20 protein-coding genes are annotated in these 22,953 nt (G+C 70.3%); 6 read left to right on the top strand and 14 right to left on the bottom strand.

Going from position 1 to position 22,953, the window contains the following annotated elements; all coding sequences use genetic code 11:
* Positions 1-149 precede the first annotated feature (149 nt).
* Positions 150-743 (top strand): histidine phosphatase family protein, encoded by a 594-nt coding sequence (locus tag G8A07_RS21895; RefSeq protein ID WP_195794070.1) that lies wholly within the window; start codon positions 150-152, stop codon positions 741-743.
* Positions 744-746: 3 nt separating this feature from the next.
* Here G8A07_RS21895 and G8A07_RS21890 read toward each other — a convergent pair whose 3' ends face one another.
* From G8A07_RS21890 to G8A07_RS21875, 4 genes are all read right to left on the bottom strand, one after another.
* Complete coding sequence (locus G8A07_RS21890) at positions 747-2,516, bottom strand: patatin-like phospholipase family protein (RefSeq protein WP_195794069.1); 1,770 nt, start codon at positions 2,514-2,516, stop codon at positions 747-749.
* Positions 2,513-4,330 carry an ABC transporter ATP-binding protein gene (locus tag G8A07_RS21885; protein WP_195794068.1) on the bottom strand — a complete coding sequence of 606 codons (1,818 nt, stop codon included), beginning with the start codon at positions 4,328-4,330 and terminating at the stop codon, positions 2,513-2,515. The genes G8A07_RS21890 and G8A07_RS21885 overlap by 4 nt, the downstream gene beginning before the upstream one ends.
* 117 nt (positions 4,331-4,447) lie before the next feature.
* Positions 4,448-6,241 carry an ABC transporter ATP-binding protein gene (locus G8A07_RS21880; protein ID WP_195794067.1) on the bottom strand — a complete coding sequence of 598 codons (1,794 nt, stop codon included), beginning with the start codon at positions 6,239-6,241 and terminating at the stop codon, positions 4,448-4,450.
* An 80-nt stretch (positions 6,242-6,321) separates the two neighbouring features.
* Positions 6,322-7,782 carry a sodium:solute symporter gene (locus G8A07_RS21875; protein WP_195794066.1) on the bottom strand — a complete coding sequence of 487 codons (1,461 nt, stop codon included), beginning with the start codon at positions 7,780-7,782 and terminating at the stop codon, positions 6,322-6,324.
* A gap of 542 nt (positions 7,783-8,324) precedes the next feature.
* Between G8A07_RS21875 and G8A07_RS21870 the strand changes: the two genes are divergently transcribed.
* Together G8A07_RS21870 and G8A07_RS21865 are read left to right on the top strand one after the other, a co-directional pair.
* Positions 8,325-11,132, top strand: coding sequence for an ExeM/NucH family extracellular endonuclease (locus tag G8A07_RS21870; RefSeq protein WP_195794065.1), 2,808 nt, complete (start codon positions 8,325-8,327; stop codon positions 11,130-11,132).
* 29 nt (positions 11,133-11,161) lie between these two features.
* The gene (locus tag G8A07_RS21865; protein ID WP_195794064.1) at positions 11,162-11,668 is read left to right on the top strand and encodes a PEP-CTERM sorting domain-containing protein; all 507 of its coding nucleotides are present in this window, start codon (positions 11,162-11,164) and stop codon (positions 11,666-11,668) included.
* Between the two features lie 53 nt (positions 11,669-11,721).
* On the opposite strand, the gene G8A07_RS21860 is transcribed toward G8A07_RS21865, so the two are convergent.
* The 4 genes from G8A07_RS21860 to G8A07_RS21845 form a co-directional block, all read right to left on the bottom strand.
* The gene (locus G8A07_RS21860) at positions 11,722-12,573 is read right to left on the bottom strand and encodes an anti-sigma factor (RefSeq protein ID WP_195794063.1); all 852 of its coding nucleotides are present in this window, start codon (positions 12,571-12,573) and stop codon (positions 11,722-11,724) included.
* A 19-nt stretch (positions 12,574-12,592) separates the two neighbouring features.
* On the bottom strand, positions 12,593-13,123 hold the full coding sequence (locus G8A07_RS21855) for an RNA polymerase sigma factor (RefSeq protein ID WP_195794062.1): 531 nt from the start codon (positions 13,121-13,123) through the stop codon (positions 12,593-12,595).
* Positions 13,124-13,147: 24 nt separating this feature from the next.
* Entirely contained in the window at positions 13,148-13,558 is a 411-nt protein-coding gene (locus G8A07_RS21850) for a hypothetical protein (RefSeq protein WP_213086190.1), read from the bottom strand.
* Positions 13,559-13,639: 81 nt separating this feature from the next.
* Entirely contained in the window at positions 13,640-14,254 is a 615-nt protein-coding gene (locus tag G8A07_RS21845; protein WP_195794061.1) for a LysE family translocator, read from the bottom strand.
* 151 nt (positions 14,255-14,405) lie between these two features.
* On the opposite strand from G8A07_RS21845, the gene G8A07_RS21840 reads away from it, so the two are divergent.
* Positions 14,406-14,816: a hypothetical protein gene (locus tag G8A07_RS21840; RefSeq protein WP_195794060.1), complete on the top strand. Its 411-nt coding sequence runs from the start codon at positions 14,406-14,408 to the stop codon at positions 14,814-14,816.
* Between the two features lie 9 nt (positions 14,817-14,825).
* Here the strand turns inward: G8A07_RS21840 and G8A07_RS21835 are convergent, their stop codons facing one another.
* Positions 14,826-15,428 (bottom strand): YdeI family protein, encoded by a 603-nt coding sequence (locus G8A07_RS21835; protein ID WP_195794059.1) that lies wholly within the window; start codon positions 15,426-15,428, stop codon positions 14,826-14,828.
* 123 nt (positions 15,429-15,551) lie between these two features.
* Here G8A07_RS21835 and G8A07_RS21830 point away from each other — a divergent pair, with 123 nt between their 5' ends.
* Positions 15,552-16,058 (top strand): endonuclease V, encoded by a 507-nt coding sequence (locus G8A07_RS21830; RefSeq protein ID WP_195794058.1) that lies wholly within the window; start codon positions 15,552-15,554, stop codon positions 16,056-16,058.
* Between the two features lie 42 nt (positions 16,059-16,100).
* Here G8A07_RS21830 and ruvC read toward each other — a convergent pair whose 3' ends face one another.
* The 4 genes from ruvC to G8A07_RS21810 all read right to left on the bottom strand — a co-directional run bounded on the left by ruvC (position 16,101) and on the right by G8A07_RS21810 (position 20,096).
* Positions 16,101-16,658, bottom strand: coding sequence for a crossover junction endodeoxyribonuclease RuvC (ruvC, locus tag G8A07_RS21825; protein ID WP_195794057.1), 558 nt, complete (start codon positions 16,656-16,658; stop codon positions 16,101-16,103).
* 142 nt (positions 16,659-16,800) lie between these two features.
* Positions 16,801-17,769, bottom strand: coding sequence for a phosphatidate cytidylyltransferase (locus G8A07_RS21820; RefSeq protein WP_371816387.1), 969 nt, complete (start codon positions 17,767-17,769; stop codon positions 16,801-16,803).
* Between the two features lie 14 nt (positions 17,770-17,783).
* Complete coding sequence (locus G8A07_RS21815; RefSeq protein ID WP_195794055.1) at positions 17,784-18,416, bottom strand: 1-acyl-sn-glycerol-3-phosphate acyltransferase; 633 nt, start codon at positions 18,414-18,416, stop codon at positions 17,784-17,786.
* Between the two features lie 57 nt (positions 18,417-18,473).
* Positions 18,474-20,096, bottom strand: a complete 1,623-nt coding sequence (locus G8A07_RS21810) for a methyl-accepting chemotaxis protein (protein WP_195794054.1) — start codon at positions 20,094-20,096, stop codon at positions 18,474-18,476.
* Positions 20,097-20,396: 300 nt separating this feature from the next.
* On the opposite strand from G8A07_RS21810, the gene G8A07_RS21805 reads away from it, so the two are divergent.
* Positions 20,397-21,317, top strand: coding sequence for an alpha/beta hydrolase (locus tag G8A07_RS21805; protein ID WP_195794053.1), 921 nt, complete (start codon positions 20,397-20,399; stop codon positions 21,315-21,317).
* 13 nt (positions 21,318-21,330) lie between these two features.
* On the opposite strand, the gene G8A07_RS21800 is transcribed toward G8A07_RS21805, so the two are convergent.
* On the bottom strand, positions 21,331-22,947 hold the full coding sequence (locus tag G8A07_RS21800) for a GMC family oxidoreductase (RefSeq protein WP_195794052.1): 1,617 nt from the start codon (positions 22,945-22,947) through the stop codon (positions 21,331-21,333).
* Positions 22,948-22,953 lie beyond the last annotated feature (6 nt).

Below are 22,953 nucleotides of genomic sequence, written 5' to 3'. Positions count from 1 at the left end.
GGCGGGTCGATGGCGGGCATTTGACCCGAAGAAGAAGGCGGAAGGCGGGAGAGGGGGATGCTCCCTCGCAGGTGCGATTGACCGGCCCGGCACACCCACGTCCAATCACGCCGCATTGGCTTGATCGCCGCCTGCGAACGCGCTCGTTCATGACCCGGCCCCTCTACTTCATCACCCATCCCAATGTCGTCATCAGCCGTGACGTCCCGGTGCCGCGCTGGCCGCTGTCCGAGCTGGGCCGCTTGCGCATGGAGCAGGGCGTGCGGGCGCAGCCCTGGATGGCCGAGCTGACGGCGATCTACTGCAGCACCGAGCAGAAGGCGCTCGACGGCGCCGAGATCCTGGCCGGGCGGCTCGGCCTGGGCTTCACGCCGATCGAGGCGCTGGGCGAGAACGACCGGTCCTCGACCGGCTTCCTGCCGCCGGCGGAGTTCGAGGCGATGGCGGACCAGTTCTTCGCGCGCCCCGTGGAGGCCGTGCGCGGCTGGGAGCGGGCCGTCGATGCGCAGGCGCGCATTGTGCGCGCCGTGACCGAACTCGCCGCGGCCGACCGGTCGTCGGGGGCCATCGCCATCGTCTCGCATGGCGCGGTCGGCACCCTGCTGTACTGCCACCTGAGCGGCCGGCCGATCTCGCGGCGCTGGGACCAGCCCGCCAACGGCGGCGGCAACTACTATCGCTTCACGCTGTCGCCGCGCGGCGTCGACGCGCATTGGCGGGCCATCGATGCTGAGGACGCGTGAGCGTCACTTCACCGCCACGCACTCCACCTCCTCGGTAAACCCGCCCGGCGTGCCGCGGTTCTTCATCAGCACCCGCTGCTGCAGGGGCAGGCGCGCAAGCGACCCGATCGGGCGGGGTTGGCCGCAGCTGGCGTCGACCTTCAGGCCATGGCCCTTCAGCCAGTCGCAGACCATGCGCTGATGGCGGCCGTCCTCGCGGACCAGCAGGGTGGCGGCCTCCTGCAGCGAGGCGCGGATCAGCTCGGGTGAACATTGGGCCGGGCCGGCGAGCCGGAAGTTGGTGGCGACCTGGGACACCAGATGCTGGTGCAACCCGAGCTGCTCCTCCAGCGCCGCGGTCAGCTCCGGGGTCAGGTCTTGTTGAGGCTGCTGCTTGGCGTCCTGCTGCAGCGATTCGAGATGGCCCAGGCCGATATGCCAGGCGGCGCAGCGGAAATGGTCGGCCGGCACCGGCTGGGTCTCGAGGCGCGGCGCATCGCCCCCCACCGGCCGCACCTGGCCGAGGCGGCTGGCCGCGAGCGGCACGTCGAAGTGGACGACGCGCGAGCTGCGGGCGGCGCCGCCGGCCATGCCGGGATCGCGCAGGCCGACATAGCCGAGCAGGTCGGCGCGCCGCACCTCCATCAGCGCGTCGATCGCCTCCAGGAAGTTCAGGTCGATGAAACGGCCCAGGGTGCCGCGCAGGTCCGGCCGGTGGTCGAAGCGGCTGGGCACGCCGCGCGGGTGGGCGTCGACGACGACCAGCAGGCAGCGGCCCGGGCCGGCCGGCCTGCCCGCCGCCGATGCGGGGGCACGCCCCTGCGCGCGCAGCGCGCGCTCATGCGAGGTGGCCAGGCCCAGCAGGGCCTCGATGCCGAGGTTGTCGGTCGGGCCGCCGTCGATCAGATGCTTGTAGCGGACCTGCGGTGGCGCTGCGGCGGCAGCCGCCTTGCCGCCCTGGGCCGGCGGCTGGTAGGCGGTCGCGAAATGGCGCAGGGTCACCGAGTTGAAGACGCCGGGGAAGGCGGCCGAGGCCATCACCGCCTGCGAGATCGGGAACGGGGCCAGCGCCGAGTTGATGCGCGCGAACTCCCGCTCGGCGAAGGTGAAGCGGCGCGCATGGCCGATCTCGGTGGCGTTGGCCAGCCAGATCGGCGCGATGCCGGGGCGGAACTCGCCGAGATCGCCATAGGTATGGCCGTCGACGAAGAGCTCGTCGAACACCGCGGCCATCAGGTCGGAGCGGTTCTCCTCGGTCGCGATCACGCTGAACAGCGCGATCGGGTCCAGGTTCTTGCCGATCCAGGGCGCCAGGTAGTCGCGCGCCATCGCGTCCTCGGCGGCGTCCCAGTTCATGAAGCGGGCATTGAGCGCGTAGTAGGCGCCGGGCAGGCCGCCGCCGGAGGTGGTCGAGACGGCGCTGACATGGTCGAGGATGCCCAGCCGCGACAGCTCCCGCAGCGCGCGCATGCCGAACACCGCCGCGCGGCTGCCGCCGCCGGAGATCGCGACGCCGATGAACTGCTCCGGCAGGTCGCGGTCCTGCTCCTCGAAGCGGTCGCGGGCGCGCGGCACGCGCGTCGGCGCCAGCGGCGCATCGGCGCCGGGGCCGGTGCAGCGGACCTGCGTACCGCTCACCAGCGCCGGGCTCAGGGCCTGCGTCGGCAGCGTGCCCGGCGGGCAGGCCGGGGCGTTGCGGGCCACCAGCGCCGGGCGCGAGGCGCAGCCGCCGAGCAGGGCCAGGGCCAGGGCCGCGCCCAGGGCCAGCAGCCAGCGCTTGCTGCTGGTCTTCATTGCGGCCCGCTGGTGTCCAGCGCCTGCAGCGCCACCAGGCGCTGGTAGATGCCGCCCTCATGCGCCATCAGCTGCTCATGCGTGCCGCGCTCGGCCAAATGGCCATGATTCAGCACGACGATCTGGTCGGCCGCGCGGATGGTGGAGAGGCGGTGCGCGATCGCGACCACGGTGACGCGGCCATGCAGCGCCTCCAGCGCCTCGCCGATCACGCGCTCGGTGGCGCTGTCGATATTGGAGGTGGCCTCGTCCAGGAACAGCACGGTCGGCGCGCCGGCCAGCGCGCGGGCCATCGCGATCAGCTGCTTCTGGCCGGTCGAGACGCGCGCGCCGCCCTCGCCCAGCAGGGTGTCGTAGCCCTGCGGCAGGTTCTCCAGGAAGTCGTGGATGCGCGCGGCCTTGGCGGCGGCGATCAGGTCGGCCTCGGCGATGTCCTGGCGGCCCATCGCGATGTTCTCGCGAGCGCTGGCGGCCATCAGATAGGGCTCTTGCGGCACCAGGCCGACGCGGTCGCGGAAGACCTGGTCCGGGATCTGCGCCAGCGGCTGCGCGTCGATCTCGATGCGGCCGGCCTGCGGCGCATAAAAGCGCAGCAGCAGCGACAGCAGGGTGGACTTGCCGCTGCCGGTATGGCCGACGATGCCGACGAAGCTGCCGGCCGCGAAGTCCAGGCTCAGGTCGTGCAGCACCGGATGCGCCGGGTCGTAGCCGAAGCTGAGCGAGTCGATCGCGATCCGGCCCTGGGTGATGGCGAGCGGCGGGCGCGGGCCGTCGGCGGCGGGCTGCACGGCCTGCGTCTCCTGCAGCAGGGTGCGCACGCGCGCGGCGGCCACCATGGCCTGCTGCAACTGGCCGAACTGCAGGGTGATCTGGATCAGCGGCTCGACGACGCGGGCGATATAGCCGAGGAAGGCGTACAGCAGGCCCACCTCCAGCGCGGCCGTGCCCAGGCCGGTCTCCAGGTTCAGCTGGCGCTGGCCGAAGCCGTAGATCAAGCCCACCACCAGCAGCACGTTCAGGAGGTCCAGCGCCGGGCGCAGCAGCCAGGCATTGGCGCGCAGCTCGTCCATGCGCGCCTTCAGCTGGCGCTGGTTGGTGCCGGTGAAATGGGCGGCGAAGCGCGGCGCGGCGCCGGCGGCCTGCAGCACCGCCATGCCGGCCATGCTCTCGGACATCTGCGCATTGATGTCGCTGCGCAGCTGGCGCGAGCGCGCCACCGCGGCGCCCGAGAGGCGTTGGTAGAGCGTGATGATGATCAGCATCGCCGGCACCAGCATCGCGACGATCAGCATCAGCCGCCAGTCCAGCCAGGCCATCGCGATCATCGAGCCGAGCACGACGATGCTGGAGTCCAGCATCACGTAGAGCACCTGGCGGTAGAGCTGGTTCACCGCCTCGGTGTCGTTGGTGACGCGGCTGACCAGCTGGCCGGTGATGGCCTTGTCGAAGAAGGCCATCGGCAGCGCCAGCACATGGGCATAGACCCGCTCGCGCAGGCGCAGCACCGAGCGCCGCGCGATGCCGGCCATGCGCGCGAGCTGGCCATAGCGGATCCAGCTGGCGGCCCAGCCCGACAGCAGCAGCGCGAGCAGCAGGCCGGCCATCGCGCCGAGGCTGTGGTCGAACTGGCGCGGCAGCAGGTAATGGTCGATGAAGAACTTGCCGATGATCGGCCCCAGCGCCTCCAGCCCCGCGGCCAGCACCAGCCAGGCCAGGCCGCGCAGCAGCTCGGGCTTCTCGCCGCGCGCCGATTCCAGCAGCAGGCCGACCGAGCGCCAGGGTTTCTCTTGTTTGTCGGTATCTGGATTCGTCACGTGGCACTCTCGTTGCAAACGTCGGGTCTTGACCCAGCGGAGCCCGAGGATCCGGCTTGGCCGGTCCTGCGAGCTCGCTCCCTTGAGGGGGCCGGCGCAGCCGGTAGGGGGTGGGCGTCAAGCCGCATCGAGGCTGGCCTCCAGTTGTTGGTAGCGCCATTGGGTGGCATACCAGCCGTCCGCGGTCAGCAGCTCGTCGTGGCTGCCGCGTTCGGTGATGCGGCCCTTGCGCAGCACCGCGATCTGGTCGGCCTCCATCACCGCCGAGAGGCGGTGGCTGACGATGATCACGCAGCGCTCCGGGCGCTGGGCACGCAGCTCGCGCAGATGCTCGAGGATCTGGGTCTCGGTGCCGGTGTCCACCGCCGACAGCGCATCGTCGAGCAGCAGGATCGGGGCGTCGCTGAGCAGGGCGCGGGCGATCGCGACGCGCTGGCGCTGGCCGCCGGACAGGGTCACGCCGCGCTCGCCGACCAGGGTGTCGTAACCCTGCGGCAGGCGCCGCACATCCTCGTGCACCGCGGCCAGGCCGGCGGCCCATTCGACCTGCTCGCGCGTCGCGCCGGGCCGGGCCAGCGCGATGTTGTCGGCGATCGAGGCGGAGAACAGGAAGGGCTCCTGCGGCACCCAGGCGATGCCGCCGCGCAGCGCGGCCAGGCTGTAGTCGGGCAAGGCCTGGCCCCCGAGCGTGATGCGGCCGGCGTCCGGCTCGAACTGGCGCAGCAGCAGGCGCAGCAGGGTGGACTTGCCGGCGCCGGTCGGGCCCACCAGGCCCAGGGTCTGGCCGGGCGCCAGGCTCAGCTCCACCTCCTCGAGCGCGGGGCGCGCAGCGCTCGCCGCCGGCGGCTCCTGCTCCTCGGTGGGGGCCTGGGCCGGATAGGCGAAGCCGACCCGCTCGAAGGCGATCGCGGCGCGCGCCGGCAGCGCGGCCTGGCCGCCGCGATCGTCCAGGGTCAGCGGCGCCTCCAGCACCGGCGCGAGCCGGCCCCAGGCGGCGCGGCCGCGTTCCAGCAGGGACAAGACCCAGCCGGCCGCGAACATCGGCCAGATCAGCTGGCCCAGGTACATCGTGAACGAGGTCAGCTGGCCGATCGTCAGCTCCTGCTGCGCCACCAGCCAGCCGCCCAGGCCCAGCGCGATCACCATCGCGGCGGTCAGGGTCATGCCCACCGCCGGCTCATAGGCCGCCTCCCAGCGCTGCGCGCGGTAGCTGGCCTCGCCGGCGCTGTCGGCCAGCGCATGGAGCTGCTGGGCATTGCGCGGCGTCAGGCCCAGCGCGCGCAGGGTGCGCACGCTGCTCATGCCCTCCTGCACATGCTGGTTCATCAGCGAGAAGCGGTCCAGCGAGCTCTTCCAGGCCTGGTGCACATGTTCGGAGATGCGCCAGAAGGCCAGCGCCATCAGCGGGAAGGGCAGCAGCGCTGCCAGGCCCAGGCGCCAGTCCACGCCCACCGTCATCATCGCCAGCACCAGCACCAGGGTCAGCGTGCCGTCGAAGGCCGCGAGCAGGGCCTCGCCGGCGGCCAGTTCGACCGCGTCGACATCGTTGGTGGCCAGGGCCATCAGGTCGCCGGTGCGCTTGGCCTGGAAGAAGGTCGGGCCCTGCAGGGTCAGGCGTTCATAGAGCCGGATGCGCAGCTGGCGGCCCAGCTTGTAGGCCGCACCGAACAGCGCGATGCGCCAGCCCACCCGCATCAGGTAGATCGCCGCGCCGGCGGCCAGCAGCAGGCCCAGCTCGTTCAGCAGGCCGCCGCTCTGCAGCCGGCCGGCCACCATGCCGTCCACCACCGCGCCGACCTGGCGCGGGATCCAGACGGTCAATACCGCGATGCCGGCCAGCATCAGGGCGGAGGCGGCATAGGCGGGCCAATGCTGGCGCACGAAGCCGGCGATCAATCGGGTCAGGGTCATGCGGGCAGGGGGCGATGACAGCGAGGAGCGGCGATTGTGCCCAAAGCCCCGCGCGCCGTCCCGTGCCGGGACTCAGGGCTTCATGTTCGCTGCTCGCCCGGTGCCGGGGCGGAGACCAGCCACAGGCCCGCGAAGGTCAGCAGCCCATTGAGCAGCAGCAGCTCCAGCCCGATGCCGTAATGGCCGAACAGGCTGGCCTGCCGGCTGTCGACCAGCCAGCACAGCAGCGGCGCGGCGATGGCCACCGCTGGTACCCAGGCATCGCGCACCGCGCGCCGGGTCAGCATGCCGAAGGCGAACAGGCCCAAGAGCGGCCCGTAGGTATAGCCGGCCAGCTTCAGGATCAGGCCGATCATGCTGGGGTCGTTGATCCACTTGAACACCATCACCAGCAAGAGGAACAGAGCTGCGAAGGCCAGGTGCACGCGCTTGCGCACCGCCAGCTTCTTCGCCTCGCTCCAGTCCTGGCGGCGCTGCAGGCCCAGCAGGTCGATACAGAAGCTGGAGGTCAGCGCGGTGATCGCGCCATCGGCGCTGGGGAACAGAGCCGAGATCAGCGCGATGATGAAGACCAGCTGCACCCAGGCCGGCAGGTGGTTCAGCACCACCGCGGCGAACAGGTCGTCGCCCCGGGCCGCCAGGCCCTGCTGGGCCGCGAACAGGTGCAAGAGGCCGCCCAGGAACAGGAACAGCAGCACCACACCCAGCATGATGGTGGCCAGCACCATCACGTTCTTCTGTGAATCGGCCAGGCGCTTGACCGAGATGTTCTTCTGCATCATCTCCTGGTCCATGCCGGTCATCGCGATCGCGATGAACATGCCGGCCAGGATCTGCTTGGCCCAGAAGCTCTTGCTCATCGGGTCGCCGACGAAGACCTGGGACAGGCCGGTCTCGTTCAACCTGACCAGGCTCTGGCCCAGCCCCAGGTCCAGCGCCTGCAGCAGATAGGCCACACAGACCACCAGGCCCAGCAGCATGCCGCTGGTCTGCAGGGTGTCGGTCCAGACGATGGTCTTGACCCCGCCTTCGTAGGTGTAGGCCAGGATCATCAGCAGGATCACCAGCGCGGTGACCCAGAAGGGCAGGCCGAAGCTGTCCAGGATCGCTTCCTGCAGGATCTTCACGACCAGGTACAGGCGCGCGGTCGCGCCCAGGGTGCGCGACAGGATGAAGAAGCCGGCGCCGGTCTGGTAGCTGCGCGGGCCCAGGCGCTGGCCCAGGTAGTGGTAGATCGAGGTCAGCTGCAGCCGGTAGTAGAGCGGCAGCAGCACGAAGGCGATCACCGCATAGCCGAGGAACTGGCCCAGCACGATCTGGAAATAGCCGAAGGCCGAGGCGCCGACCTGGCCCGGCACGCTGATGAAGGTCACGCCCGACAGCGAGGTGCCGACCATGCCGAAGGCCACCAGGCCCCAGTTGCTGTTGCGGTTGCCGATGAAGAAGCTCTGGTTGTCGGCCGCGCGCGAACTCCACCAGGCCACGCCCAGCAGCAGCGCGAAATAGGCGAGCACGACGGTCAGCAGCAGCAGGGGCGACATGGATGGGCAGGGGGGAGGGGAGGCCGGGACGGCGCCGATTATGGGTAGCGGGTCGCGCACCGGCTCATTCCGGTCGGTGGCCCGGGCATAACCGGCAGGACGCGGGTTCCCCCGGGGTTTGACTGGGTTTGCCGCGGCCCGCCGCACCAAACCCCGGGAAAGTCCCAGGCGTTCCAAATCGGGGCGCCGCGCCCCATCGGCGGCCGCGGCGCCAGGGCCGGAATTGCGCCGCCCAGCGCGCAGAATCAAGCACTTGCCCGAGTATGTGCAACCGTTTGCGCGTTTGCGTTCAATTTGCGCTGTATTTGCGCAAAATTTGCGTGCCTTTGCTACGCAGATACCCTGAATCAATATCGGGCCGCGCAGTATCTCGGCGCCGACACCCCCGCGTTCATGGTGTCTCAAGCTGTCATATTGAACCGCTAGCATCGCGCCGGTGCCGCTCCCGACGGTTCGCGCAAGCCCATGATTCCATGGGGGTTTCGCGGGCATGACCGGTCGGCGGATGTGTTTTCCCCAAGCTCCACCCTCGTCCTTCTGCCATGAAACTAAAACCCCTTGTTTTCCTGCTGGCCGCGGTATTTGCGGCGCCGACGGCGATGGCCTCGGCAAATGGTGTCGTGATCAGCCAGGTTTTCGGCGGCGGCGGCAACGGCGGCGCGGTTTTGAAGAGCGATTTCATCGAGCTCTTTAATGCCGGCAGCGCTCCGGTCAATCTGAAGGGCTGGTCGGTGCAATATGGCTCGGCCAGCGGCCTGATCGGCGGCAATGCCGGCCAGATCAACCGCATCTCGGACAACGACCTGTTCCTGGCCCCGGGCAAATACCTGCTGATCAAGGGCGCCGACGGCACCGGCGGCAGCGAGAACCTGCCGACCCCCGACGTGATCGGCAGCCTGGCCCTGGGCGGCAGCGACGGCAAGCTCGCGCTGGTCTCCAGCAGCGCCGGCCTGAACAGCGCCACCCCCAGCGGCGGCAATCTGGTCGACCTGGTCGGCTACGGCAGCGCGGCCTTCTTCGAGGGCAGCGGTGCCACCGGCAAGCTCAGCGCCACCACGGCCGCGCTGCGCGCGGGCCAGGGCTGCACCGACAACAACGACAACAAGGCGGACTTCAGCGTCGCCGCCCCGGCGCCGCGCAACAGCGCCAGCGCCGCCGTCAGCTGCGACAACGGCGGCAACCCGCCGGCCGGCGAGGCCGCGGCGATCTACAAGATCCAGGGCAGCGGCAAGCAGAGCCCCTACAAGGACCGCACGGTCACCACCACCGGCGTCGTGACCCATGTGACGGCCACCGGCTTCTACCTGCAGGACCGCCTGGGCGACGGCGACGCCGCCACCTCGGACGGCATCTTCGTCTACACCAACGCGGCCAACAGCGCCCAGCTGGGCCAGGAGCTGAAGATCACCGCCAAGGTCGGCGAGTTCGTCGTCTCCAGCGGCAGCGCCGATGCCCAGGCCAACCCGATCACCCAGCTGAGCGCGCCGACCGCGCAGACCGTGCTGAGCAGCGGCCATGCGATCGCGCCGATCGAGGTGGACCTGAACCAGCTGGCCAGCGGCGGCCTGGAGGCTTATGAAGGCATGCTGGTCACGCTGAAGGGCCCGCTGACCGTGCAGCAGAACTACTTCCTGGGCCGCTACGGCCAGCTGACGATGGCCGCCGGCGGCCGCCTGCAGCAGCCGACCAATCTGCACCGCCCCGGCTCGGCCGATGCGCAGAGCCTGGCGCTCGACAACGCGCGCCGCATGTTCATTCTGGACGACAACACCACGGCCCAGAACCCCGACCCGACGCCCTATATCGGCGCCGACAACACCGTGCGCGCCGGCGACACCACGCCCGCGCTGACCGGCGTGATCGACTTCGGCCTGGCGACCAACAACACGGCCGGCGCCGCGATGTACAAGCTGCAGCCGACCCAGCCGGTGGCCTTCGAGCGCAGCAACCCGCGCACGGCCGCGCCGGCCGCCGCGGGCGGCAACTACAAGGTGGCCAGCGCCAATGTGCTGAACTACTTCACCACCTTCACCAACGGCCAGACCGCCAGCGGCCAGAGCGGCCAGGGCTGCAGCCTGGGCGGCGCGGTCTCGGCGAGCAACTGCCGCGGCGCCAGCAACCTGGCCGAGTTCCAGCGCCAGCAGACCAAGCTGGTGGCCTCGCTGTCGACCATCAATGCCGATGTCGTGGGCCTGATGGAGATCCAGAACAACGGCGACGTGGCGGCGCAGAACCTGGTCGACGCGCTGAACGCCAGGTTGGGCGCCAACACTTACAAGGTCGTGCCCAAGGGCGGCCTGGACACCGGCAGCGATGCGATCCGCGTCGCGCTGATCTACAAGCCCGGCCGCCTGAGCCTGCGCGGCGCCGCGCTGTCGGACACCGATGCGGTGAACAACCGGCCGACCTTCGCCCAGGGCTTCGAGGCGCCCAACGGCGAGCGCTTCGCGGTGCTGGTCAACCACCTGAAGTCCAAGGGCAGCTGCCCCAGCGGCGGTGGTGCCGATGCCGACCAGCGCGACGGCCAGAGCTGCTGGAACGCCACCCGGGTGGAACAGGCCCAGCGCCTGCGCGAGTTCGTCGGCACCGTGCAGGCCCAGGCCGGCACGCCCGACGTGATGCTGCTGGGCGACTTCAACGCCTATGCCCAGGAAGACCCGATCCACGCGCTGACCCATGACGGCTTCGTGCTGGACCAGGAAGGCCGCTTCGAGCCGGGCGCCTACAGCTATGTGTTCGACGGCCTGGCCGGCCGCCTGGACCATGCGCTGGCCACCCCGGGCCTGTCGGCCAAGATCGTCAGCGCCGCGCCCTGGCACATCAATGCCGACGAGCCGCTGATCATCGACTACAACCTGGAGTTCAAGAAGCCGGCCTGCGCCACCTGCGGCCCCGACTACTACGCGCCGACCGCCTACAAGTCCTCCGACCATGACCCGGTCGTGCTGGGCCTGAACCTGCAGAAGTCGCTGCTCGGCACCAGCGGCCGCGACACCCTGGTCGGCACGGCCGGCGACGACCTGATCGAGGGCGGCGCGGGCGCCGACACCCTGACCGGCGGCGCGGGGCGCGACAACTTCGTCTACGGCAGCCTGCTGGACGCCGGCGACACCATCACCGACTTCACGGTCGGCGAGGACCGCCTGGTGCTGACCAAGCTGCTGCAGTCCATCGGCGTGGCCGGCGGCGACCCGCTGGGCCAGGGTCATGTGAGCTGCAGCATGTCGGGCGCCAATGCGGTGGTCGGCATCGACACCGACGGCGCGGCCGGCCCGGCCAAGAGTCGCCCGCTGGTCCAGCTCAAGGGCGTGGCCTGCACGGCCCTGAACGCCTCCAGCTTCAAGTTCTGATGAGCGCGCGCCGCTTCAAGGAGAAAACCATGATGAACAACATCGCCAAGAAATCCCTGCTGGCCCTGGCGGCCCTGAGCCTGGTCGGTGTGGCCCAGGCCGCGACCTACAACTTCAGCGGCAGCATCGAGGACGGCCTGCTCAAGGGTCAGGTCTTCAGCGGCCAGTTCAGCTTTGACGACAGCCAGCTCACGGCCGGCACCGAATGGCTGTCTCTGACGGCGCTGCAGTTCAGCTTTGCCGGCAAGAGCTACGCCCTGGCCGGTGCCGAGCCCAATTCGGCCTCGGTCTCGTTCATCGATGGACGAGTCGTGGGCCTGGATGCCGTGTACAACGTCGGCAGTGCCGACAATCTGCTGCTGAGCAGCGGGTTCGGCGAGCCCTATCTGCGATACGAAACCTCCAGTGGTGATTTCGGCAGCGGCGCGCTGAGCATCAGCGCCGTTCCCGAGCCCAGCACCTGGCTGATGAGCCTGGCCGGCCTGGCGGCCGTGGGGGCGATCGTGCGCCGTCGCAAGGCGGTGGCGGCCGTCTGAGCAGGTCCTGGCGGCCTCTCATCCTCAACGGGGCCCTCGGGCCCCGTTTTCTTTCATGGCGGCGACGGCTCCTGCCGCAGCTGTCGGTAGACCTGTTCGCCCAGCCGCGCCAGCTGCTCGCGCGGCAGCCGACCGGTCAGCGCATAGCCCAGCCGGCCGTCGACCCAGTAGAAGCTGCGGCGCTGGCCGTCGGCCGACTCGCTGAAGCGGAAGGCGGTGCCGTCGGGCCTGGCCTGCGCGGTGCCGAGCACCGAGACATACAGGGTCAGCCGCTCGCCCGCGGCGCCGTCCCGTTCTTCGTACATGAACTGCGCGCGGGCCTGCGGCGGGCCTTCATCCTGCTCCGCGCCGGCCGGCAGCAGGCGCCCGCCCATCAGGCGCCAGCCCAGGCCTTCCAGATGCGGCACGCGCAGCGGCTCGCCCAGGCGCTTGCTGAGCCATTGCACCAGATGGGCCTGCTGCTCGGCGCCGACCTCGACCGGATGGCGGCGCTCGGGCTGGTAGACGGCATGGGCGATGCCGGCATCGCGGACGAAGCCGGGCGTGGCGATGGCGGGCGCCGTTGTCGTCCACTCGCGCGCCTGCCAGCCGAGTGCGAGGCCCAGGCCCAGCAGGGCCACGCCGGCCAGGGCCTGGAGCCGGAAGCTCGGTGCATTCGCGGCCAGGCCGCGCTCGCCGCGGCGCAGGCCCTGCAGCAGGGCCCGCGGCAGCGGCTCGTCCAGCAGCCCGGCATGCAGGCCCCGCAGCGCCTCGCGCTGGCGGCGCCAGTCGGCCACCCGCTGCGCCTCGGCCGGATGCTGCTGCAACCAGGCGGCCACCGCGGCGCTGGCCTCGGCATCCAGCCGGCCGTCCACATAGGCATGCAGCCGGGTCTCGTCCATGCTGCTGATCTCTTGTGTGCTCATGATGGGGATGCGGCGGTGCTCACTTGATCACCCGCAGCGCGGCCGGCGCGCGCTGCAGGGGTTGCTCCTGCATCAGCTGGCGCAGCCGCTCGCGGGCGCGCGACAGGCGCGACATTACCGTGCCCAGCGGCAGGTCCAGCACCCGGGCCGCCTCCTCGTAGCTGAGCTCCTCGACGCAGACCAGCAGCAGCACCTCGCGTCCCGCGGCCGGCAGCGCGGCCAGCGCCTTCTCCAGGTCCAGGCGCAGCGGCAGCGCGTTGTCCTGCGCGCTAGCGCCGCCATGCAGCGCATCGTCGAATTCCTCATGCGCATGGCGGCGCTCGTCGCGCAGCTGGTTCAGGAACAGCCGGTGCATCAGGCTCAGCAGCCAGGCGCGCAAGGCCTGACCCCGGTCTGGCCCGCCCAGCTCGGGCCGCCACAGGGCGGCCTTCAGCAGCGCGCGCTCCAGCGTGTCCTGCAGCAGATCGTCGGCGCGCGCCGCATCGCCGGTCAGGAGCCGCGCATGGCGGCGCAGGCGCGGCAGATGCGGCAGGGCCTCGTCGAGGATCATGGGAGCAGGGAGTGATGCGCCGGCTCAGGGCGTAGCGGTGCGCCAGACCTGGTTGACGCCGTCGCCGGTGCGGTCGCCGGGCTTCTGGTCCTTGACCCAGTAGTACAGCGGCCGGCCCTTGTAGGCCCATTGGCGGCTGCCGTCGTCGCGCAGCACGATGCTCCAGTCGCCCTGCGCCTTGTCCTCGGCCCGCGCGACCATCAGCGGCGGCCAGTTGGTGGCGCAGGGGCCGTTGCAGACGCTCTTGCCGGAGCCGGCGTTGTCGCGGTCGAAGGTGTAGAGCGTCATCTTGCTCGGGCCGACCAGGGCGCCGTTGTCGGCCATCGCCGGCGCGGCAGGCTTTTTCTCTGGCTGCATGCCGGCGCAGGCGGCCAGGGCCAGGACCGTCAGCAGCAGGGCGCCGCGGTGCAGGAGTCGCTTGGAGGAACGGATCATCATGGGTCTCCTTGGGGGTATGACCCTGCATGAACACCGGGACGAGGCGCTTTATTCCATGCTGCGCCGAAAAAATTCAGTTCAGCGCGATAGCGCCAGCTTCAGGCCGAAGCCGATCAGCACCGTGCCGGCCAGCTTCTCCAGCGCCTGGCTCAGGCGCGGGCTGTTGCGCAGGCGATCGGCCAGGCGCAGGGTCAGCAGCGCGACGATCAGGCCATAGGCCAGGGTCAGCACCGCGATCGTCGCGGCCATCGCGCCGAAGCTGATCAGGCCCTGGTGCCGCGCCGGATCGACGAAGAGCGGGAAGAAGGCCATGTAGAACACGATGGCCTTGGGGTTCAGCAGGGTGATGATCAGGGCCTGCTGGAAATACTGGCGCGGCCGGATCTGCAGCACCGGCCCCTCGCCCGGCCGGGCGCGCAACATGCGCCAGCCCAGCCAGGCCAGGTAGGCCGCGCCCAGCCATTGCACGCCGGCGAACAGGCGCGGCGAGGTCGCCAGCAGCGCCGCGACGCCGGCCACCGCCAGCCACATCAGCACCTGGTCGCCGACGATCAGGCCCAGGGTAGCGGCCAGCCCGCCCTTGAAGCCCCCCTTGCCGGTAGACGAGATCAGTGCCAGATTGCCCGGGCCGGGAATCAGCAGGAAGACGATGATGGCGGCGACGAAGGCGCCGTAGTCGGAAATGCCGAACATGGTGGGACTGCTCCTGGCGTGCGGGTGAGGGCGGGGAGGGGGAGGCCGCGCGCTGTTCCCGATGGTACGCGTGTCGCATCGCCCCGTCGCCGCGGGGCAGAATCGGCGCCAGCAACCGTCACCATCATCCAAGCCACCAGGAGCGAAACCCATGTCCGACCCCCAATCGACCCCACAGCTGCTGACGCAGCGCTGCCAGGCCCTGCGTCAGGCCCTGCTGGACCTGCACCGCCAGCTGCTCGAGCTGGAGCGGCGCCGTTACGAGAAGCTGCATGGCGCCCAGAGCGCGGGCGACTTCCTGCAGCTGGTGGCCTTCTCGGACGAGATGCGCTGGCTGGAGCCGCTGAACCGCCTGATCGTGCTGCTGGACGAGGCGCTGGAGGGCGCCGCGCCGGAAGCGACGCCGGTCGTCGTGGGCGCGCGCCTGCAGCAGCTGCTAGGCCTGGACCGCACGCGCGAGGACGATGCCTTTTCCCTGGCCTATATCGCCCATTTCGACGCCTCGCCGGAGCTGGCCGCCGCGCATGTGCGCGTGCTGGGGCTGCTCAAGGCAGCGGCCTGAGGCAGGGGCTTATTTCTGCTTGCCCTGCGGGTAGATCGTCTCCCCGCGCTTGAGCATCTCGACGAAGCTCGCGATCTTGCGCTCGCGACCGGCCGCGGCCTTCAGGTTGTGCACGCGTGATGCCAGCGCGAAGCGGTTCTGCGCAGTGAGCCGGGCCAGCATGGCCCGAGCCGCGGGCTCGGCATCGATCGCGGCCTGCAGATCCTCGGGCATCTGCATGTTCTTGCTGCCGGCGTAGGCGCGGTCCCAGCGCCCGTCGGCCTTGGCCGCCTCGACCTGTCGCAGCCCATGCTCGGTCATCCGGCCCGCCGCGATCAGGCGCGCGACATTGTCGACATTGATCTGGCTCCAGATGCTGCGGCTGCGGCGCGGCGTGTAGCGCTGCAGATAGCTCTGCTCGTCCAGCCCCTTGCGGATGGCGTCGATCCAGCCCCAGCACAGGGCGACGTCGATCGCCTCGATCGGCGTGATCGAGGCCAGCCCCGAAGCCAGCTTGTGGATCTTGATCCAGACCTCGGTTTCCCGGTCGTGATGCCGGCCCAGCCACTGGTAGAAGCTCTCGGCATTCTTGAACTCGTGGACTTTGCCGGGATCGACGATGACGGGGGCCATGGGGTTCCTATCTGTTCTTCCTGCGCGGCGGCTTGACCTGCCGGACGGCGCCGGCCGCCGCAGGCTATGCGATCTTGCTTGGCGGGGCAAGCCAGCGGATGGCGCGCTTCATAATCCCGCCGCATGAAACTCGCAGTCGCTGTTCATTTCGAGGGGGCGCAAGCCATGGCCGCCGGCGTGGCTTTCGAGGCCTGGGACGCCCCGGAGGCTGAGAAGACTTATCTCTCGCCTATCGCCGAGGTCGAGAAGAAGGTAGCGAAGCCCGGCGAGCTCGACCTGCGCGTGCTGCCCTGCGTGATGCAGCTGCTGCGCGAACACCGCCTGGAGCCCGAGCTGATCCTGATCGACGGTTTTGTCCACCTCGATGCCGAGCAGACGCCGGGTCTGGGTCAGCACCTGTTCCAGGCGCTGGGCGGGAACACGCCCGTCGTCGGGGTGTCGAAGACGGCCCGGCCCGGCCTGTCGTCGCAATACGAGGTCATGCGGGAAGAGGAAACGGCGCCGCTGCTCGTGACCTGCGCGGGCATCGACATCGGCGCGGCCAAGGTGCGCCTGCGCTCGATGCATGGCAGGAAGCGCATCCCTACGCTCCTGAAGCTCGTGGCCCGCCTGGCGAAGAACCGGGACTGAAGGGCGGCCCGACGCTCAGTCGAGCCGTCGAGGGTTGGCGGTTCAGTAGGTCCGCCCGCCGCGGAACTGCGCATGCTGCTTGCGCTGCAGCGTGGTGTTGCGGCTCATCGCCTCGAAGGAGACGCGCGCATGGGCATGCATGATCGCGATGCCCAGCGCGTCGGCGGCGTCCTTGCCAGGCTCGCCGGGCAGGTTCAGCAGGCGCTGCACCATCATCTGGATCTGCTCCTTCTTCGCGTGGCCATGGCCGACGATGGCCTTCTTCATCTGCAGCGCGGTGTATTCGCTGACCGGCAGCTCGCAGGAAACCAGGGCCGTCAGCGCCGCGCCGCGGGCCTGGCCCAGCAGCAGGGTCGATTGCGGGTTCACGTTGACGAACACGATCTCGACCGCCGCGCATTGCGGCTGGTAGCGCGCATGGACCTCGCGGATGCCGTCGAACAGGATCTTCAGCCGCCCCGGCAGGTCACCGATCGCCGCGCCCTGGGCGCCGGTGGTCTTGATCGTGCCGCTGGCCACATAGGCCAGGCGCGGGCCATCGGCATCGATGACGCCAAACCCCGTTGTCTGCAAGCCGGGGTCGATGCCTAGGATACGCATGGTCGAAGACCTCGCGGGTTGTTGGCATTGATAGGGGTTCTGCGCAGGCTCACATTCGCATCGCGAATGTGAAGGCGCGCCAGCGCCGGGCCGCAGCTAAAGCCGGTGGTCTGCAGACCCGGGTCGATGCCAAGAATTCGCATCAGAGATCCAACTTGAAGTACCAGCGCACGGAATGGAAGAACACCGGGGCCGCGAAGCACAGCACCGCGATGCGGTCCAGCAGGCCAACCGCGCCGGTGATCGAGCTGCGGTTGCCCCAGTAGATCACACCGGCGTCGCGCTTGAGCGCCTTCATCACCAGGCCGCCCAGGGTGCCGGCGGCGGCGGCGATCACCGCCATCACCAGGGCCTGGCCGGCCTTGAAGGGCGTGATCCAGTACAGCAGGGTGCCGCAGACGGCCGCGGCGGCCAGGCCCAGCCACCAGGCGCGCAGCGAGAAGCTGCGGCTGATGCGGCGCGCCACCGGCCGGCGCCGCAGCGAGCGGCTGGCCGCCTCCTGCACGATCTGCGCGATGCCGACCACGAACACCATGAAGAACAGCAGGAAGGCGCCGCGGCCCTGGTAGCCCTTGAAGTCCAGCAGCAGCAGGGCCGGCGCATGCGAGAGACCGTAGATGCAGACCATGATGCCCCACTGGATCTTGGCATTGCGCTCCAGGAAGCGCTGCGGATCGTCGGCCAGCGCGCTGGCCACGGGAATAGCGACGAAGCCGTAGACCGGGATCAGCACCGAGAACAGGTCGAAGTGGCGCGTGCCCACCAGCACATATTGCAGCGGCAGGATCGCGAAGAAGGCCAGGATCAGGCTGCGGTGGTCGGCGCGGCGCGTGTGCATCAGGGTGATGAACTCGCGCAGCGCCAGAAAGGACAGCACGCCGAACAGCAAGGTGGCGCCGATCGGCCCCGAGACCCAGGCGGCCCAGAACATGCAGGAGCCGACCCAGATCGCCTTCAGGTCGCGCTTGAACTGGCGCCAGTTGTCGGTCGAGCGCTGGCTGCGCTGCGCCTCGACGCTGCGCAGCGACAGCAGGAAGCCGCCCAGGGTGATCAGCACCAGCAGGCCGAACAGGATCAGGAACAGCAGCGCGATCTGGTCGCTCGCGCTCATCAGACGCAGCGACCTCATGCGCCGCCCCCGATGGGACGTTGCGCCATCACCGCGGCGCGCGCGCGTTCCAGGAAGGCGCGCTTGTCCTCCTCGGGCCCGGGCGGTGCCAGCGGCTCGCCGAAGGTGACGGTGCACAGGATAGGCACCGGCACGACCTCGCCCTTGGGCATCACGCGCTGCACATTGTCGATCCAGGTCGGGATCAGGCGCACCTCGGGGAACTGCTGCGCCAGATGGAACAGGCCGGCCTTGAAGGCCTGCGGGTCACCCTTGTTGGAGCGGGTCCCCTCGGGAAAGATCACCAGCGAATCGCCGGCGGCCAGCGCCTCGACCAGCGGTTCCAGCGGATCCTCCTCGGGGCTCGAGCGGGTGCGAGAGACATAGATCGCGTTGAACACCGCCGAGGTGAGCCAGGTCTTGAGCCGGCTGCCGGTCCAGTAGTCGCGCGCGGCGATCGGCCGCGTGCGGGCGCGCAGCTCGGCCGGCAGGGCGGCCCAGATCAGCACCCAATCGAAGTGGCTCTGGTGGTTGGCGAAGTAGATGCGCTGTTCCGCGATCGGCGGGCAGCCCTTCCAGTGGCCTTGTGCGCCGGTGATCAGGCGCGCCAGCCAGGCCAGGAATAGGCCGGTGAATTCGGCAAGGGACATGGGGCGGGATTATCCCTGCCAGCGCGCCCCGCGCTTTCGGGGCGCGCGCCTAAATCATCAATGCGGCCGAGCCGGCAGCTGGAAGCGCGAGACCTCGGTCGCCAGCGCATCGGCCTGGCGCTTCATCGAGGCCGCGGCGGCCGCGGTCTGCTCCACCAGGGCCGCGTTCTGCTGGGTGTTGCGGTCCAGCTCCTGCACCGCCTGCCCGATCTGGGCGATGCCCTGGCTCTGCTCGCGTGCGCCGCGGGCCACCTCGCCCAGCAGCTGGTCCACCCGCTGCGAACCGCTGACGATCTGGGCGATGGTGCCGCCGGCGCGCTGCACGATGGCGGTGCCGCTCTCGACCCGCTCGACGCTGCCGCCGATCAGGGCCTTGATCTCGCGCGCCGCGGTGGCGCTGCGCTGGGCCAGGCTGCGCACCTCGCCGGCTACCACCGCGAAGCCGCGACCCTGTTCGCCGGCGCGCGCGGCCTCGACCGCGGCGTTCAAGGCCAGGATATTGGTCTGGAAGGCGATGCCATCGATCGTGCCGATGATGTCCGCGATGCGGGTCGAGGCCGTGCGTATGCCCTCCATGGTCTGCACCACCTCCTGCATCACGCGCCCGCCGTCGGCCGCGGTGCCGGCATTGCCACGCGCCAGGCTGGAGGCCTCATGGGTGTGCTCAGTGCTGCTGTGCATCGTGGCGGCGATCTGCTCCATCGAGGCGGCCGACTGCTCCAGGCTGGCCGCGGCCTGCTCGGTGCGGGCCGACAGGTCCAGCGCCCCGCTGGCGATCTCCTCGCTGCTGCGCACGATCGCGTCGCTGGAATGGCGCACGCTCAGTACCATCCGGCGCAGCGACTGCTGCATCGCATGCAGATCGCGCATCAGCTGGGCCGCCTCGTCGCGGCCCCAGGGCGAGGGCGAGGTGGTCAGGTCACCCTCGGTCATCGCGTGCAGATGGCGCCGGGTCTCGTTCAGGCCGCCCTCCATCACCTTGTAGAAGCTGATGAAGAAATAGCCGGCCACCAGCAGGGCCAGCCCGACCACCAGGGCCACCTGCAGCGCATGGCGGCGCGTCTGTGCGCGCAGGTCGTCGACATAGATGCCGGTGCCGATGATCCAGCCCCAGGGCTCAAAGCCCTTCACATAGGAGAGCTTGTCCACCGGCTCGGCGCTGCCCGGCTTGGGCCATTGATAGCCGACAAAGCCCTGGCCCTCGCGGCGCACCAGGTCGACGAAGGCCTGGAACAGGCGCAGGCCGTTCGGGTCCTTGATGCCGCCGGCGTCCTGGCCGTCCAGCTCGGGCCGGATCGGGTGCATGACGACCCGCGGCTGCATGTCATTGATCCAGAAATACTCCTGGCCGTCGTAGCGCAGGCCGGCCACCGTCTTGCGGGCCAGGGCCTGGGCCTCCTCGCGTGCCATGCCGCCACCCTCCAGGCCATGGGCCCAGCGCAGCACGCCATGCGCCACCTCGACATGCTGGCGGGTCGCGTCCTGGCGCGCCTGCAGGGCATCGGCGGCGGCGCCCTGCAGCTGCCAGACGATCAGCGCCACCATCGGCAGCGCGAAGCAGGCGGAAATCAGCAGCGCCTTGCTGGCGAAGCGCAGATTGCGGAACAGGCGTATGCCCGGCGCCCAGAGGCCATGGTAGGCAAAGAAGCCCAGGTCTTGCGGGCGTGCGGAGCGGGTCATTGAAGGGTCTCAGGAGGAAAAAGGCGGGGCACCAGCTTAGAGGCAAGACCTGACCCCGCTCTCAAGAAAATGTCTACCAATCGGGTGTCAAATGACGATTCACGCCGCCGGCCGTGCATTCCTGCACGCTCCGTGGCCAGGCCGTGGCATTGGTGCGCGCAAAGGCGGTGCTGGCCGGCGCAAAAGCCGCGCCGCCGCCGCCGGCCGATACTCGGCGCCTCGTAGCGGATCTGCAGGAGGGCAGGCATGAACATGGCGCGCAGGACTTGCCTGGCTTGGCTGGGGCTGGGCGCGAGTGGCATGGCACTCGCGCAGGAGGCGGGCTCCACGCCGCCGGCCTTGCCCGCCCTGGAGCCGGCAAGGCTGGCGCATGCCCAGACATTCGCCCTGCGCTCGCGCCATACCGGCCAGGACTACCGCATCTGGCTTGGCCTGCCGGTCGGCGAGCCCGGCCCGCGCGGCTATCCGGCGCTGCTGGCGCTGGACGGCCAGGCGGCGTTCGCGCTGATGGATCCGCAACGCCCGCGCTCCGGGCTGCCGGCGCGCGAGTTCACGCGTCTGAAGCGCGGCAGCCTGGCGCCGGGGCTGGTGGTGGGCATCGGCTATGCCAGCGGCGATCCGGTTGACATCGATGCCCGCGCGCTGGACTACACCCCACCGGCCGGCTGCTCGCCCTGCGATCAGCTGTCGCCGCGCCATGGCGGGGCGGACCGTTTCCTGGACTTCATCGAGCTGGAGCTGCTGCCGCTGCTGGGCCGCCTGTACCCGCTGGACCCGGCGCGTCGCACCCTGTTCGGCCATTCCTATGGCGGCCTGTTCACCGTGCACACCCTGCTGAGCCGCCCGGCGCTGTTCGCGCGCTACTGGGCCTCCAGCCCCTCCCTGTGGTTCGACGACCATGCCCTGACCAAGCCGCTGGCGGCGCGGCTGGAACGCCTGGGCAAACCGGCCGGCGAACGCCGCGTGCATCTGGCCGCGGGCCTGCCGGAGCAGCAGTTCGACGCCGCGCTGGGCGAGGAGCGCAACCGCCATCTGCAGTCGCGCCGCATGCTGGACAACCTGCGCCTGCTGCGCGGGGCGCTGGACGCCGCGCGCTCGCACGACTGGCCCGGCCTGCGTGTGAGCCACGAGGAACTGGCCGGCCATGACCATGCGGCGATGTTCCGCCAGGGCTGCGCCGCGGCCCAGGGCTTTGCCTTCGGAGACTGGCCGGCGGCCTGAGCGAGCGCGCGGTTCAGTTCGGCAGGGGTGGCGGCGCGGCGCGGCCGCGCAGCAGGTCGGCCGCCTTCTCGCCGATCACGATCGAGGGCGCATTGGTGTTGCCGCTGACGACCTGGGGCATCACCGAGGCGTCGACCACGCGCAGGCCCTGGATGCCATGCACGCGCAGTTCGGCATCGACCACGGCCAGCGCATCGCCGGCCGGGCCCATGCGGCAGCTGCCCACCGGGTGGTAGACGGTGTCGACGCGCTGGCGCAGCAGGGCCTCGATCTCGGCATCGCTGTTCGCGTCGCGGGTCCAGATCTCGCGCGTCCAGAAGGCCTTCAGGCTGGGCGCGCGCATCAGCTCGCGGGTCAGGCGGTAGCCCTCGATCAGCTGCCGCACATCGTCCGGATGCTGCAGGAAGGCCGGGTCGATCAGGGGGGCGGCCAGCGGGTCGGCGCTGGCGAGCTGCAGGCTGCCGCGGCTTTGCGGCCGCAGCAGGCAGACATGGCAGGACAGGCCATGGCCCAAGCCCAGCCGGCGCGCATGGTCCTGCACCAGCGCGACGACGAAATGCAGCTGCACATTGGGCGCCGGCAGGCCGGGGCGGGTGCTGAGGAAGCCGCCGCATTCGGCGAAGTTGGTCGAGACCATGCCGCGGCGTTCGCGCCGGTAGAGGCCGATCTGCTGCAGCAGGCGCAGGCCGCCCCGCAGCGAGATGCCCACCGTGTCCAGGCTGTCCGACAGATAGCCGAACACGAAGTCCGGGTGGTCGTGCAGATTGCGCCCGACGCCGCTCAGATGCTGCGCGACCGCGATGCCCAGCCGCTGCAGCGCCGCGCCGTCGCCGATGCCCGAGAGCATCAGCAGCTGCGGTGACTGCAGCGCGCCGGCGCTCAACACCACCTCGCGCGCGGCGCGCAGGCGGCGTTGGTGCCCACCTTGCAGGATCTCGACGCCGACCGCGCGACGGCCCTCCAGCAGCACGCGCAGCGCGCGCGCGCCGGTCAGCACCTGCAGATTGGGGCGCCGGCCCAGATGCGGCTGCAGATAGCCGCGCGCCGCGCTCCAGCGCTCGCCCTCATGCTGCGTGACCTGGTAGACGCCCAGGCCCTCCATTTCGCCGGCATTGAAGTCGTCTAGCACCGGGTGGCCCTGCGCGCGCGCGGCTTCCAGCCAGGCGGCATGCAGCGGGCTGTCGGTGCGCAGGTCGCCGACCCGCAGCGGCCCGGCCTGGCCATGCCAGGGCGCGCCCAGACGCGCGTTGTGCTCGGAGCGGATGAAGTAGGGCAGCAGCTCGTCGAAGCCCCAGCCGGGGTTGCCGGCGGCGGCCCAGGCGTCGTAGTCGCTGCGATGGCCGCGGATATAGACCATCGCATTGATTGCCGAGGAGCCGCCCAGCACCTTGCCGCGCGGCTGGTAGCCGCGCCGGCCATTGAGCCCGGCCTGGGGCACGGTCTCGAAGGCCCAGTTGTTGAGTTTGCTGGGGATCTGCAGCACGCCGGCGAAGGGCGTGTTGACGACCCAGCCGTCGCCGCGGCCGCCGGCCTCCAGCAGCAGCACGCGGCAGTCCGGATCCTCGCTGAGCCGGCCGGCCAGCGCCGCGCCGGCCGAGCCGCCGCCGATGATCAGGTAGTCGGCATCCATCGCGGG

It is taken from the genome of Roseateles sp. DAIF2 (assembly GCF_015624425.1).
Lineage (GTDB): Bacteria > Pseudomonadota > Gammaproteobacteria > Burkholderiales > Burkholderiaceae_C > Kinneretia.
This window is presented reverse-complemented; position numbering and strand designations above follow the sequence as displayed.